General features: G+C 39.6%; 6 protein-coding genes and 6 pseudogenes. 3 read left to right on the top strand and 9 right to left on the bottom strand.

Annotation, left to right across the window (positions count from 1 at the left end):
- The 3 pseudogenes from csy3 to csy1 all read right to left on the bottom strand — a co-directional run.
- Positions 1-718: pseudogene (csy3, locus tag HMPREF0027_RS07055) on the bottom strand (type I-F CRISPR-associated protein Csy3); the annotation flags it as partial.
- Position 719: 1 nt separating this feature from the next.
- Positions 720-1,678 (bottom strand): annotated as a pseudogene (csy2, locus tag HMPREF0027_RS07050) (type I-F CRISPR-associated protein Csy2).
- Positions 1,675-3,031: pseudogene (csy1, locus tag HMPREF0027_RS07045) on the bottom strand (type I-F CRISPR-associated protein Csy1). Before csy1 ends, csy2 begins: the two co-directional pseudogenes overlap by 4 nt.
- A 403-nt stretch (positions 3,032-3,434) precedes the next feature.
- On the opposite strand from csy1, the gene thrS reads away from it, so the two are divergent.
- A complete protein-coding gene (thrS, locus tag HMPREF0027_RS07040; protein WP_044024354.1) occupies positions 3,435-5,366 on the top strand; it encodes a threonine--tRNA ligase in 1,932 nt (643 codons plus the stop codon).
- Between the two features lie 276 nt (positions 5,367-5,642).
- Here the strand turns inward: thrS and cas9 are convergent.
- From cas9 to argG, 5 genes and pseudogenes are all read right to left on the bottom strand, one after another.
- Positions 5,643-6,797, bottom strand: a pseudogene (gene cas9 / locus HMPREF0027_RS07035) (type II CRISPR RNA-guided endonuclease Cas9); the annotation flags it as partial.
- Positions 6,798-7,069: 272 nt separating this feature from the next.
- On the bottom strand, positions 7,070-8,587 hold the full coding sequence (purF, locus tag HMPREF0027_RS07030) for an amidophosphoribosyltransferase (RefSeq protein WP_005623489.1): 1,518 nt from the start codon (positions 8,585-8,587) through the stop codon (positions 7,070-7,072).
- Positions 8,588-8,599: 12 nt separating this feature from the next.
- Positions 8,600-9,103: a CvpA family protein gene (locus tag HMPREF0027_RS07025; RefSeq protein WP_005623488.1), complete on the bottom strand. Its 504-nt coding sequence runs from the start codon at positions 9,101-9,103 to the stop codon at positions 8,600-8,602.
- A 156-nt stretch (positions 9,104-9,259) separates the two neighbouring features.
- The gene (gene rnhA, locus HMPREF0027_RS07020) at positions 9,260-9,721 is read right to left on the bottom strand and encodes a ribonuclease HI (RefSeq protein WP_005623487.1); all 462 of its coding nucleotides are present in this window, start codon (positions 9,719-9,721) and stop codon (positions 9,260-9,262) included.
- Positions 9,722-9,843: 122 nt separating this feature from the next.
- Positions 9,844-11,175 carry an argininosuccinate synthase gene (gene argG / locus HMPREF0027_RS07015; RefSeq protein ID WP_044024353.1) on the bottom strand — a complete coding sequence of 444 codons (1,332 nt, stop codon included), beginning with the start codon at positions 11,173-11,175 and terminating at the stop codon, positions 9,844-9,846.
- A 246-nt stretch (positions 11,176-11,421) separates the two neighbouring features.
- Here argG and HMPREF0027_RS07010 point away from each other — a divergent pair, with 246 nt between their 5' ends.
- Positions 11,422-12,459: a glycosyltransferase family 9 protein gene (locus HMPREF0027_RS07010; RefSeq protein ID WP_005623485.1), complete on the top strand. Its 1,038-nt coding sequence runs from the start codon at positions 11,422-11,424 to the stop codon at positions 12,457-12,459.
- Positions 12,460-12,536: 77 nt separating this feature from the next.
- Positions 12,537-13,367 (top strand): annotated as a pseudogene (locus tag HMPREF0027_RS07005) (D-alanyl-D-alanine carboxypeptidase family protein).
- Between the two features lie 43 nt (positions 13,368-13,410).
- On the opposite strand, the pseudogene HMPREF0027_RS11760 reads toward HMPREF0027_RS07005, so the two are convergent.
- Positions 13,411-13,542: pseudogene (locus tag HMPREF0027_RS11760) on the bottom strand (IS3 family transposase); the annotation flags it as partial.
- Positions 13,543-13,565: the final 23 nt, after the last annotated feature.

Genomic DNA, 13,565 nt, shown 5'->3' with positions numbered 1-13,565 from the left:
ACTACAGCCCCTAAAATTTTACTTTTGCGAGTACCGGTATCTAACACCAATTCTTGTGACGGGTATACTTCTTGACCACCCCCGATTTTGGCTTGGGCTTCAATTTCCAGAATGATGAATTCTTCGCCTTTTAAACCTTTTTCAATATAACTTGCAATTTTTTGAAGTTTTTCATCCGCTTGTTCAAAACTGTTAAGCGGCAGTTGTTTGGCATTTTCGAAAACAACGACATCATCCGCGACCTTTATACTGACTTGGATAGTTTCTGCACTGATACGATTACGCCATAACCAGCGAGCATTTGCCAAATTAGTCGCATATCTTTTGGCTAATTCCGACATACCGTGAGTGGTTAAGCAATTTTGAATGGTTGATAGGAGTTTTGCTTGATATTCAGGATCATTACAAACATTAGGCTTTCCTTCAAAAGGTAAAATTTTACAGGTAAATCTTGCGACTAAAGTATCGTAGTCGTCATTTAAAGTTGCAACATCAACGCGCTGTAAATTGGCTTTTTCAATTTCAGCGTCTAATTTGGCGGGATCGTTGGGTAACGCATTTTTTAAGCGATTTGAAATAGTTCCTCTTACTGATTTATCTCGAATCGTAACTGCAATTTCAGGTACGTCATTCGTACTGTTTTTTGGGTAAAAGTGGCATCGGAAATATCAAGTTTACGTTCAAATGCGAGAATTGATGCAGTAGTTAATTTTGTCATATTATGCTCTTTGGGTAATTAAATAGAGATTATCTTGTGGGGTGTTGTAGTGCCAAAAACATTGCGATAAATCATCAGGTAAACGAAAAGGGAAAACCCATTTCCCTAAGTGTAAACCGTTTCAACATATTGGCTTGGGTATTCATTCGTACGGCAATTTTGCATTTCACCAGCAGTAAATAGTGGTGAAATAGCTTGGTAACCGACAGGGATCGGTACTAGCCATCCTTTTCCTTGATTGACATTAAAGATTTCCCATTCTTGGGAAGTTGCGTGTTCGGATAATGGAATATGATGTAATGTGGCTACCTCCAGTAACGCATCCAGCGCATTCGCATTTGGAGTAGCAGGACTGATCGTTATTTCATTATTTGAGATTCCGCTTTGTAATGACTGAGTAATATCCGCTAAGGTTTGCTTTGCATCCATGAGAACGAAAGCTGGCATAAGAGCAAGTTTTATTTCCTTAGTATCACTTAAATTAAAGAGTTCAACATTTTCAATTTGAAAAACACTACCACCGGCAATTCGTTGTTGCATAAGCAATTTTTTGCAATGTTCAAGAAATTGTGTTTTCTGTTCCGAGTCCTGACTATTTAATGCATAGTAAAGCTCAGGATCTTTAACTTCCATTTCAACGACTAATGAAATATCCAAGTGAATTTTTCCTTCCTCGATAATGGAAGGCGAATCGCCATTTTTTTGAGAGGGTTACGTGTTTGATTAAAGGTTAAATCTGAAAAATTACTATTTTTATAACCTAATATTTGATAATCATGACAAGCAATCATCACGCCGCCTAATTCCATTTGTTGGGGGAAAAAGTTTGCGGCTAAGTGCATGAACTGCTCCGGTAAAACCGGTGAGTGCAGGAAAACCATACGTGATCGGGCTGGAAATCGTGTTTGCCGCTTGAATTTCAATATAATCAAACAGCAGATAAAAGTTTGGATAATTCATAATACCTCCTTATATAAGCAGCGTAATTGTCGATGTAATTTTTTTCGGAAATATTTACGCCATTCGTTATATTCTGTAGCGGTAAAATCGTCCTGATATTTGGAAAGCGTTTTTTGAGCAACGCATTGAGCCAAGCGGCAAAGCGTTGTTCTACGTCAGAAATCCAGTCTTGTTGAGTTAAAGCCGAATGGAATTGTTCTTCTCCATTTAGCTTAGCGAGTTGAGGATCTAGCCAATATTTTTCGCACCAAGTCAGTTGGTAGCCTCGGCTCCAACCTGCAGTACGTTTCTGTAGCTTATAAGCTTGTTGCAGTACCATTTTAACAATTAAGTTTACGGCTTCGGCACGCGGAACTCGAACAATATAATTCTTCCTAGAATCTGCAACTGCTTGATATAGCTGGTATAAACCGGCCCGACAGACATAGGCTAAGCGATCGTTGAAAATCGTATCCTGTGTACTGGTTAAGCGAAGTTCGCCTTTGGTAAAAATGGGAGGAAGAGAGGGAAGTAAATAGTTTCTGCCACCTTGTTTACTGGTTAATAAGCTAACGTTCTGCGGCTTTGTTCCACCTAGTTTGGTGACTGCTAAATTGGGTATAATTGGGTATAGAAATATAGGGATTTTGAGCTTTATTTTTATAACGATTTTCTCTTGCTTGTTTATTTTCCTCAGAAAAACGGGCTTGATTCAGCTTATTATAAATGGCGTGAGTGAAGGAAGAAGGATAAAGCGGAATAAGGCAAGTATAGTGATTATCCTCAATAGCTGAGCTACTGTTTACCCATAAAACTTGTTTATTTCGCTCATGTGTTTCCGGTGAGTTTAAATTACCTTTTAATGCTATTTGAAAAGCGATTTTATATTGTTCCGAAAGCGAATGATCATCACTAAAACAGCCGTCCAAACAAGGCTCATCTGTTAGCAATAGGTCTTTTAAAGTCGGTTTATTGACTTCATCAATCATAATATCGAAAAATGCAGCGAGAGGGAGTGCGGCAGCATTACCGTTAGCATCTAAAACAAGTTTATCAATCAATTGAGAACTAACTAATGTTGCAGGGAGATTCAAATTAGCCTGAAAGTTTATGTTATTACCTTTGGCATCGGGGGGGGATTCCTTTAGCAATATGAGTACCAAATTTAAGTTGCCTTGCCATTTCTGCTGCAGTATGAATCCAAGTATTGAACTGATACTTTTCTTCACTTTTACTAATTTCAGCCTTTATTTTGGCAATCTCTTCCGGTTCGGTCGCCTTTTCTAGTTTTTTGTAATCATTTTCAGCCTTTTTAAGGTGTTGGGCTTGTAGGAAATCAATGATTTTAGCCCTAATTTGTAAAGGAGTTATCATAGTTTGACCTCTTTTGTTTTTAATGTACCTATAAGTATATTTCGTGATTAAAAATTCTCAATTTAATTAAAAGATTAAATTAAATAGTTGATACTTATAGACAATTGCAGAAATGGAGGTAAAAGGTTTTTTCCGTACTTATTGGTATCTAGCCCTATGTACCGAATATAGTTAGCTTAGACAAGCGGTCTATTTTCAGAGAAATTTTGCAAATTGCGTGAGAAATCAGACCGCTTGTTGAGATTTTGTGATAAAATTCGCCGGTTTTGCTATTCATCCATGGTTGGGGTGATGTAAAACAAATTGTAAAAAAGATTTAAATCAGATCGCTTGTTAGCGGTTTTTATTTTTAAACCAACAAGTCACCTCTCGTATGGGTGACCACTGTAACAAGGATATAAAAATGCCTATTATCACTTTACCAGACGGCTCACAACGCCAATTCGATAATCCCGTTTCTGTAATGGAAGTTGCACAATCAATCGGTGCAGGCTTAGCGAAAGCCACGATTGCCGGTCGTGTAAACGGCGAACGCCGTGATGCGTGTGACATCATTTCTGAAGATAGCTCACTTGAAATTATTACTGCAAAAGATGAAGACGGTTTAGAAATCATTCGTCACTCATGTGCGCACTTATTAGGTCACGCGATCAAACAATTATTTCCAGATGTAAAAATGGCGATTGGTCCGACAATCGACAACGGTTTCTATTATGATGTGGATTTAGATCGCTCGCTCACACAAGAAGATTTAGATGCGATTGAAAAGCGTATGCTTGAGCTGGCTAAAACCAACTATGACGTGATGAAAAAACGTGTGAGCTGGCAAGATGCGCGTGATACGTTTGAAAAACGTGGCGAACCGTACAAAATGGCGATTTTAGATGAAAATATCGAACGTACTGCAATGCCTGCGTTATATCACCACGAAGAATATATCGATATGTGTCGTGGTCCGCACGTACCAAATATGCGTTTCTGTCATCACTTCAAATTACAAAAAGTAGCGGGTGCATATTGGCGTGGCGACAGCAAAAACAAAATGTTGCAACGTATTTACGGCACGGCTTGGGCAGATAAAAAACAATTAGCGGAATACTTAACCCGTTTAGAAGAAGCGGCAAAACGTGACCACCGCCGTATCGGTAAAGCGTTAGATTTATACCATATGCAAGAAGAAGCGCCGGGTATGGTGTTCTGGCACAATGACGGCTGGACGATTTTCCGTGAACTTGAGACTTTCGTACGTACTAAATTAAAAGAGTACGATTACCAAGAAGTAAAAGGTCCGTTTATGATGGACAGAGTGCTTTGGGAGCGTACCGGCCACTGGCAAAATTATGCGGATTTAATGTTCACGACTCAATCTGAAAACCGTGAATATGCAATCAAACCGATGAACTGCCCGGGTCACGTTCAAATCTTCAATCAAGGTTTAAAATCATACCGTGACTTACCGATCCGTATGGCGGAATTCGGTTCGTGCCACCGTAACGAGCCGTCAGGTTCATTACACGGCTTAATGCGTGTACGTGGTTTTACCCAAGATGATGCGCATATTTTCTGTACCGAAGATCAAATTGAATCTGAAGTAACCAGCTGTATCAAAATGGTTTATGACATTTACAGTACTTTTGGTTTCAGCAACATTCAAGTGAAACTTTCAACTCGTCCAGAAAACCGTATCGGCGATGATGCGATGTGGGATCGTGCGGAAGACGGCTTAGCAAAAGCATTAACGGCAAACGGCTTAAGCTATGAAATCCAAGAAGGCGAAGGTGCATTCTACGGTCCGAAAATTGAGTTTGCATTACGTGACTGTTTAGATCGTGAATGGCAATGCGGTACGATCCAATTAGACTTCGCATTACCGGGGCGTTTAGATGCGTCTTATGTGGCGGAAGATAACGGTCGCCGTACACCGGTTATGATTCACCGTGCGATTTTAGGTTCTATCGAACGCTTTATCGGTATCATCACCGAAGAATACGCAGGTTTCTTCCCTACGTGGTTAGCGCCGACTCAAGCAGTGGTAATGAATATTACCGATAGCCAAGCGGACTATGTACAGAAAGTAACGAAAGCGTTATCTGATGCGGGTATCCGTGCGAAATCAGACTTACGTAACGAAAAAGTCGGCTTTAAAGTACGTGAACACACCTTACGTCGAGTACCTTATATGCTTGTGTGCGGCGATAAAGAAATTGAAGCGGGCAAAGTATCGGTACGTACCCGTAAAGGTGCGGATTTAGGCACATTCACCATTGAAGAATTTGTTGAAATCCTTAAAAACCAGGTGAAAGCTCGTGAACTTAAATTATTAGGCGAAGAGTAATTTCATTATTTGTAAAAAAGCGGTCAAATTTGACCGCTTTTTTTGTGTCCTTTTTATTTAAGTCAATTTTGTATGTTTAAAAGGTTTTTTTGATATGCTAGAGTCCCGAAAGGCTTTCCATCTAACCAAAAGGGGATTATAAATGAAAAAATTACTAATGACTACATTATGTGTTGCGGTACTTGAAGGTTCTAGAGCTATTGCACCAACAGTCACAGGCAGCAATTATCACGGTGTAAAATAGGCTATTTCGGTTGGTAAGTTTGATATTGAAAAATAAAGTGAAAACGCTGTGCCAATGTCATCAAGCAATTCAGAATTATTTTTAAGTTCATTCCATTCTGCTTTTAAACCCGCACCTTCTAATGCTTTACGAATGTGTTGATAACCTTTCATTTCAATTAAAGCTACTTTTTCAGCCGCTTTTTTATCTTCGCCTTGATAACGTACACCTTTAAAAATTGCTTCATCAGACAAAGCTAACATTGTACGTGCTTGGGCATAAGTCAATTTGGCTTTTTCATAAGGCTGATCAAGCAAAGTAAAACGTTCATTATCCGTTAATGCTCGCTCAATCCCATTTTCTAAAATGCGTAAATTATTCAATTTCGTTAGCCATACAAAACGTTCAGCAGAATAGCTATTTTTCGCAGCTTTATATTCGGCAGGTTCAAAGGTGCATTTGCCCAACATTTTCAAAATAGCTTCGCCTGCCAAGGCTGGCTTTTGCCACAGCAATAAAGTGGTCAAATTTTCCAATAATTTTTCAGAAGTGTGTGGATTGCCCAATTCGGCTTGGCGTTGGAACAATAATTTCATTTCGGCAAGCAAATCTTTGCGGTCGAAGGTGTGTGAATAGTCGCCGCGTTGGTTGCGGATATGTCCGTGTCCGTTTTCTTCTGCCTGAAATTTTTTCACGGTAATTTCCGCAGGCGTGCGGTATTCGGCAGTTTGCAACAGCTGATGATTGGTCGCCACGCCTGACAACAACGCCCCTAGTTCTTTATTTTCACTTTTGCTTTCATTTTTGCGTTGCGACAAATAACCGCGATGTTTGAGAATATGCAGCAACACCGCCGCCCATTCTTGGCGTTCGAGTTTTTGGTCTAAGCCTTTCACTCGCAGTTGCCACACATCGTTTGGCAAAATTTCATCAGCTGAAAGTAATAGGTTTTCCGCTTTCAGTAAACGCTTGGCTTTCTTAATTCGGTCCGCACGGCGTTTCACTAAACGGCGAGAAGAACGAGCCAAGCGACGAGCCAATGCCAAACTTTCACCTGTTTTAGCGACTTCAGCACGATCAAAAGTACGTACCCCCACATCGATTAAACCAAGCGGGTTTTCTTGTTCATCAATTTCTACCACTGCCCAACCGACAGAAGCGATGCCTAAATCAAGACCTAAAATATAGTTTAATGGCGTTAATTTCATACAATTTCACCTCTTATAATTTGTAATAATCCTTTTGTTATAAGACATTTAATTTTTATCATAAATTGTAATAAATGTATATTGACAACAATCAATGTCAACGATATTATTCAATCATTGTAATGGCACTGCGAAATGAAAAACGTTGTTACAATAAGAGATGAATTTCTCGCAACGATCTGCCCCTTGAAATTTCGGTTTCAAGGGGCATCGTTTTATATAGTCATTAATACATCTTCTCAGACTCAAGGGCTTGTTTTTTATGCTTTAATTTAGTTTTCGTTATGAATTTCTAAATTGGTTGCTTGTTTTGCAGCTTTGGCTTTCGCTTTATCGTTACGGGCGTGTGCAATTGCGTCAAGGTAAGCTTTATCTACATCGCGGGTAATGTATTCGCCGGTAAATACTGATGCATCAAAATGCTGAATTGTTGGGTTTTCTGCCTGAACCGCTTTGTATAATGCTTCGAGATCTTGGAAAATCAGCTTATCTACACCAATCATTTCCGCCACTTCTTCAACTGAGCGATCATAAGCCACTAACTCTTCACAAGTCGGCATATCAATACCATATACGTTCGGGTAACGAATTTCCGGCGCAGCTGATGCAAAGTAAACTTTCTTTGCACCGGCAGCACGAGCCATTTCAACGATCTGTTCCGATGTTGTACCGCGTACAATAGAGTCATCAACTAATAACACATTTTTGCCTTTAAACTCGCTTGAAATCGCATTTAATTTACGGCGTACCGAACTTTTACGTTGCGCTTGCCCTGGCATAATGAAGGTACGCGCAACATAACGGTTTTTTACAAAGCCTTGGCGATAAGGTTTATATAAGACGTTTGCGATACGTACGGCAATGTCATTTGAGGTTTCAGGGATTGGGATAACCACATCGATCTCATCAACCATTCTGCCCCATTCACGTTTAATTTTCTCACCTAATAATTCACCCATATGCACACGTGCACTATACACTGATACGCCGTCAATCACCGAATCTGGGCGAGCAAAATAAACGTACTCAAAAATACATGGGTTTAATTTCGGATTATCAGCACAAATTGCCGAATGTAATTCACCGTCAAAGGTAATATAAACCGCTTCACCCGGATTTACATCACGTACAAATTCAAAACCGACAATATCTAACGCAACGCTTTCGGAAGCAAACATATATTCTGTTTTGCCTTCCACAACACGTTTACCTAATACTAGCGGACGAATGCCGAACGGATCACGAAATGCCACCATACCATGACCAATAATCATAGCGATACACGCATAAGCACCACGAATCACTTCGTTTGTTTTACGTACTGTTTCAAAGATATTTTCAGGGGTTAAATGCGCTGTCGGATATTGATCTAAATAGTGCGCAAAAATATTTAGTAATGATTCTGAATCCGAATTGGTATTCACATGACGGCGAGCTTCTTTGAATAAGCGTTCTTTTAATTCGGCATTATTGGTTAGGTTACCATTGTGAACTAAAGTTAAACCGAAAGGTGAGTTTACATAGAAAGGTTGTGCTTCTGAAACACTTGATGAACCGGCAGTCGGGTAACGAACATGGCCGATACCCGAATTACCTTGTAATCTGAGCATATGCTCTTGACGAAATACGTCACTTACTAAGCCATTAGCTTTACGTAAGCGGAAGCGGTTTTCATCATCAATTGTGACGATACCTGCGGCATCTTGCCCGCGATGTTGAAGTAATGTTAAACCATCATAAATCGCCTGATTAACCGGCGATCCCCCAATAATGCCGACAATGCCGCACATATAAAAACCTCTCTATTTAGTCGAATTTAAAAAGCTGGAATTAGCTTGTAGTTGTTCAAAGAACCATTTCACAATAAAGTCAAAGTGCGGAATGAGTTGAGACTCTTTCCATAATTCCGTTTGGCTTGCTGATGAGAAGGTATCTAAGAAGAATAAGATTGCCGCAACAATCAAAATACCGCGTAATGCACCAAACGCACCGCCTAACACACGATCTGTCGCTGATAGACCTGTTGTATCCACTAATTTGCTTAGCAGAGCGCTAATAATGCCGCATACAATCAGTGTGATAATAAAAAGAACAGCAGCCGCGATACCATTACGTAAGTATTCTGAGTTTTGAAGATATACCGAATTTACTTGCGTGAGGTAGCCGCTAAGGTAAGGGTAAAAATTGCTTGCCACAAAAAACGCTACGACCCAACCGGCAAGTGAAAGCACTTCACTCACAAAACCTCGCCAAAGACTTACTAAGATAGAAAATGCAATTAATCCGATAATAATAATGTCAACCATAAAAACCCCTAAAGGTTAAGAACCTATATTCTACAAAAAAAGAAAACGTTTGCGTAGAGCAAACTTCGTAAAAAACGCATAATATATGCCGAAAAATTTTACAAGCGGTTCAAATTTGCAAAAATTTTGCAAAATTTGACCGCTTGCCTCTTTTGGCTAATCCGCATTGTACCCTACATCTTCCAATGTAGGATTATTTGCACCTGCTTTAGCCAACTCATCGCAAATTTCATTTTCACGATGACCTGAGTGTCCTTTTACCCAAGACCACTCAATTTTGTGGCGCTGAATCTCTTGATCTAGCGCTATCCACAAATCTTTATTTTTAACCGGCTTACCGTTAGCGGTTTTCCAGTTATTTTTCTTCCAGTTGAAAATCCATTTAGTGATGCCGTCTTTCATATATTGGCTATCTGAATTCAACTGCACTTGGCAAGGCTCTTTTAACATTGCCAACGCTTCAATCACCGCACGCAATTCCATCCGGTTATTGGTAGTCTGAAAGTAACCCTTGCTAACTTGCTTCTCGTGTCCGTTATAACGTAATACAATGCCAATACCGCCTTTGCCGGGATTGCCCAAGCACGAGCCGTCTGTAAATATTTCAACTAATTTCATTTGCAAAAAATTCTTAATTTTTGACCCCTTAATTTAAAAACTGATAAAAAAATTAAAGCCCCGAAGCGTAAACTATTGGGGCTTTTGATTGATTCTAAATTTTCTGAAGCATTAGATCAAGATTACTTTTTACCAAGTTGTGGTAATACGTTGTTTTGAACGGATAATAAACCTGTCTCAGTATAGATGCCTAATTTACCGCGTGTATCCACAATATCTAAGTTACGCATGGTTAATTGACCGATACGATCCGCTGGTGTGAACGGTGCATCTTCTACTTTTTCCATACTTAAACGTTCTGCTTCGTAAGTTAAGTTTGGTGATTCAGTATTTAAAATGGTGAAGTCATTACCACGACGTAATTCTAAAGTTACTGTACCGGTAATCGCTTTTGCCACCCAACGTTGCGCCGTTTCACGTAACATTAACGCTTGTGGATCGAACCAACGACCTTGGTAAAGTAGACGACCTAAACGTAAGCCGTTAATGCGATATTGTTCGATTGTGTCTTCGTTATGGATTCCGGTCACTAAACGCTCGTAAGCAATGTGTAATAACGCCATCCCCGGTGCTTCATAGATACCACGAGATTTTGCTTCAATGATACGGTTTTCGATTTGATCCGACATACCTAAACCGTGGCGACCACCGATACGGTTGGCTTCTAAAATTAATTCAACCGCATCTTCGATACGTTTACCGTTTAATGCTACCGGCACACCTTCTTCGAAAGTCACTGAAACGGTTTCAGGTTTGATTTCTACAGATTCGTCCCAGAATGCTACACCCATAATTGGTTTCACAATTTTCATACCGGTACTTAATTCTTCTAAGTCTTTCGCTTCGTGAGTCGCACCTAACATATTTGAGTCTGTTGAGTATGCTTTTTCCACCGACATTTTGTAGTCGAAACCGTTAGCGATTAAGAATTGAGACATTTCTAAACGACCGCCAAGCTCATCAATGAAAAGCTGGTCTAACCAAGGTTTATAGATTTTTAATTTTGGATTGGTTAATAAGCCGTAACGATAAAAACGCTCGATATCGTTACCTTTGAAGGTTGAACCGTCACCCCAAATGTTCACGTCATCTTCTTTCATTGCCGCAACAAGCATTGTACCGGTTACCGCACGACCAAGTGGCGTAGTGTTGAAATAAGGAATACCACCGGTTGAAATATGGAACGCACCGCATTGAATCGCAGCGATACCCTCGTGTGCTAATTGCGCACGACAATCGATTAAACATGCATTTTCCGCACCGTATTCCATTGCTTTTTTCGGAATTGCGTTGTAATCGTCTTCATCCGGCTGACCTAAGTTTGCAGTGTAAGCATAAGGTACAGCACCTTTTTTGCGCATCCAAAGTAATGCAGCTGAAGTATCTAAACCACCTGAAAATGCGATACCGACTTTTTGACCTAACGGGAGAGATTCTAAAATTGTTGCTGACATACGAATTCCTATAAATTTTAAAACGTAAAAGATAACTGACGCAAACGGTTGCATTTGTGTCATTCCGTCTATTCTAGTTTAATTTTGTAAAAATTACATCTAAAATTTAGAGGGAAATCTCGTAATGATTTTTAATCTAACGTTTAACGCTAAACAAGCGGTCAATTTTTCATAATTTTTTACCCAAAATTCCACTTAAAAAATGCTAAAATAGTCGGTAATTCGTTTTAAAAGGTTAAAAATATAATGAAAAAAATTCTCGTCATTCGTAATGATAAAATCGGTGACTTTATGGTGTGTTTTCCGGCATTTGCGATGTTGAAACAGTCAATGCCAGATGCCGAAATTACAGCACTCATGCCAAGCTATACCGCCCCGCTTGTCGAGCTATGCCCTTCGATTGATAACGTGATTATCGATACTCCGAATAAAAAAGACAAAACTGAGTTCAACCGTGTTTTACAAGCGGTTAAAAATGCGCAATTTGATGCGGTAATCTGCTTTGTTTCCGACTGGTACAATGCCAAATTGACATGGAAAAGTGGCATTAAACACCGTCTTGCGCCGGCAACCAAAGTCTTTCAATTTCTATATAACCAACGTTTAACGCAACGCCGTTCGCAATCGGCAAAAGCGGAAAGCGAATATAATCTAGATTTAGCTCGTGCCTTTCTGCAAAAACACCATATTGCAGTGGTTGAGCCTAAGCCGCCTTACTTACAATTCAGCGAAGACCAGATTACACAACAAAAAGCCAAATTAGCAAAAAATCTGCAAATTTCGACCGCTTGTAAATGGTTATTTGTGCATGCGTCTACCGGCGGATCTGCAACCAGCTTATCTATTGAACAATATGCACAAATGCTTAATAGCATTGCCAGTGAAACCAATTGTGAAATCGTGCTAACTGCCGGTAAAGGCGAAAGCGAAAAAGCTCACCAATTAGCCGCACAAATTACTGCAGCCAAAGCAGTGGTGTACGATAAGAATGACGGTTTACAAGATTTTGCTTGTTCGATTGCTTGTGCTGATCTGTTTATTGCCGGTTCAACCGGGCCGCTGCATATCGCTGGCGCGCTGAATGTCGCAACTATCGGTTTTTATCCAAGCCGTTTATCTGCGTTACCTCGCCGTTGGCGCCCAATCAATGAAGAAGGTAAGCACTTAGCCTTTATGCCGCCTGAAGCGAAAGAAAAAGCACAACAAATGAATTTAAGCTTAATTTCGATCTCGGAAGCGCTTAAAACCATCGTGCCTTTTGTAAAGAACATTTGGTATTCCTAAGAATTGTTTAGTCCATAGCGAGCATAACAAAAGCCTGTTAGAATAACAGGCTAATTTTTAACTCGATGAATCATAATATGTTTAAGAAATTTCTCTCCGTTTTTTTCCTTTTTCCAACCCTTAGTATTGCCCAATCTTACGTGGTGTATGATTTTACTCACGATAAAATTTTAGAAAGCCGCTCAGCGAATAATGTTCAGCCGATTGCTTCTGTTACTAAGCTCATGACGGCGAATGTTTTTTTAGAAAATAATAAAAATAAAAACTGTAGCGCTTCAATTTCAGACGAAGATTTCGATTACATCAAAGGCACCGGCACTAAATTGCCAAAATATACGTCGATTGCATGCAGCGAATTATTAAAAGCGATGTTAGTCCATTCCGATAATTATGCCGCTCATGCGCTTTCTCGTTCTGCCGGTATGAGCCGTTCACAATTTATCCAAAAGATGAACCAAAAAGCACAGCAATTAGGTATGCGTTCTACTCGTTTTAGCGATAGTTCAGGTTTATCTAGCACCAATATATCAAGTGCGATGGATTTAGTTAAACTGGCAAAATATTCGCTGAACAATGCTAAAATCCAAGAACTCTCTAATACGAAGGCTGCATATATTCGTGCCGGCAAACGTAACGTATTTATGCAAAATACCAGTGCATAAGTGCGCGAAGAGATTTTCGATGCGGCAATCAATAAAACCGGTTATATCCGAGAGTCTGGCTACAACCTCGTTTTTATCAATAAGCACCAATGTAATAATGCGACTATTGGTGTAATTAGCTTGAATAACAATAGCTCGGCATTCCGTTCTAACTTTACCAAAAATAAATTAGAGCAATATGGCTGCGCTTCATTAGCTAATGATGACTTTGAATATGACAGCTATGATGAGGAAGAAGATATTTAATTAAAAAGACCGCTTGTGATCTGACCCCAAAAAGTTAGACTGTTTAATTTAAGGACTGAGTTCTGTATTGTACAGGGCTGAGTCCTTTTAATTTAACTTGAATACGCTCATTGTTGTAATAATGAATGTACGCATGAATCACTTTCTCAAGCCATTCCCTTTTCTCGAAATACTTTGTTTAATATGATGTTTTCTCAG

The organism is Actinobacillus ureae ATCC 25976 (genome assembly GCF_000188255.1).
In the GTDB taxonomy this organism is placed as follows: Bacteria; Pseudomonadota; Gammaproteobacteria; order Enterobacterales; family Pasteurellaceae; genus Actinobacillus; species Actinobacillus ureae.
Note: the sequence above shows the minus strand (reverse complement) of the source record. Positions and strands in the feature narration are given on the sequence as shown.

Excerpts from the sequence above, each read along its gene's own strand:
- rnhA (WP_005623487.1), bottom strand. The coding sequence starts at position 9,721 with ATGAAATTAGTTGAAATATTTACAGACGGCTCGTGCTTGGGCAATCCC.
- argG (WP_044024353.1), bottom strand. The coding sequence starts at position 11,175 with ATGTCAGCAACAATTTTAGAATCTCTCCCGTTAGGTCAAAAAGTCGGT.
- HMPREF0027_RS07010 (WP_005623485.1), top strand. The coding sequence starts at position 11,422 with ATGAAAAAAATTCTCGTCATTCGTAATGATAAAATCGGTGACTTTATG.
- thrS (WP_044024354.1), top strand. The coding sequence starts at position 3,435 with ATGCCTATTATCACTTTACCAGACGGCTCACAACGCCAATTCGATAAT.
- purF (WP_005623489.1), bottom strand. The coding sequence starts at position 8,587 with ATGTGCGGCATTGTCGGCATTATTGGGGGATCGCCGGTTAATCAGGCG.
- HMPREF0027_RS07025 (WP_005623488.1), bottom strand. The coding sequence starts at position 9,103 with ATGGTTGACATTATTATTATCGGATTAATTGCATTTTCTATCTTAGTA.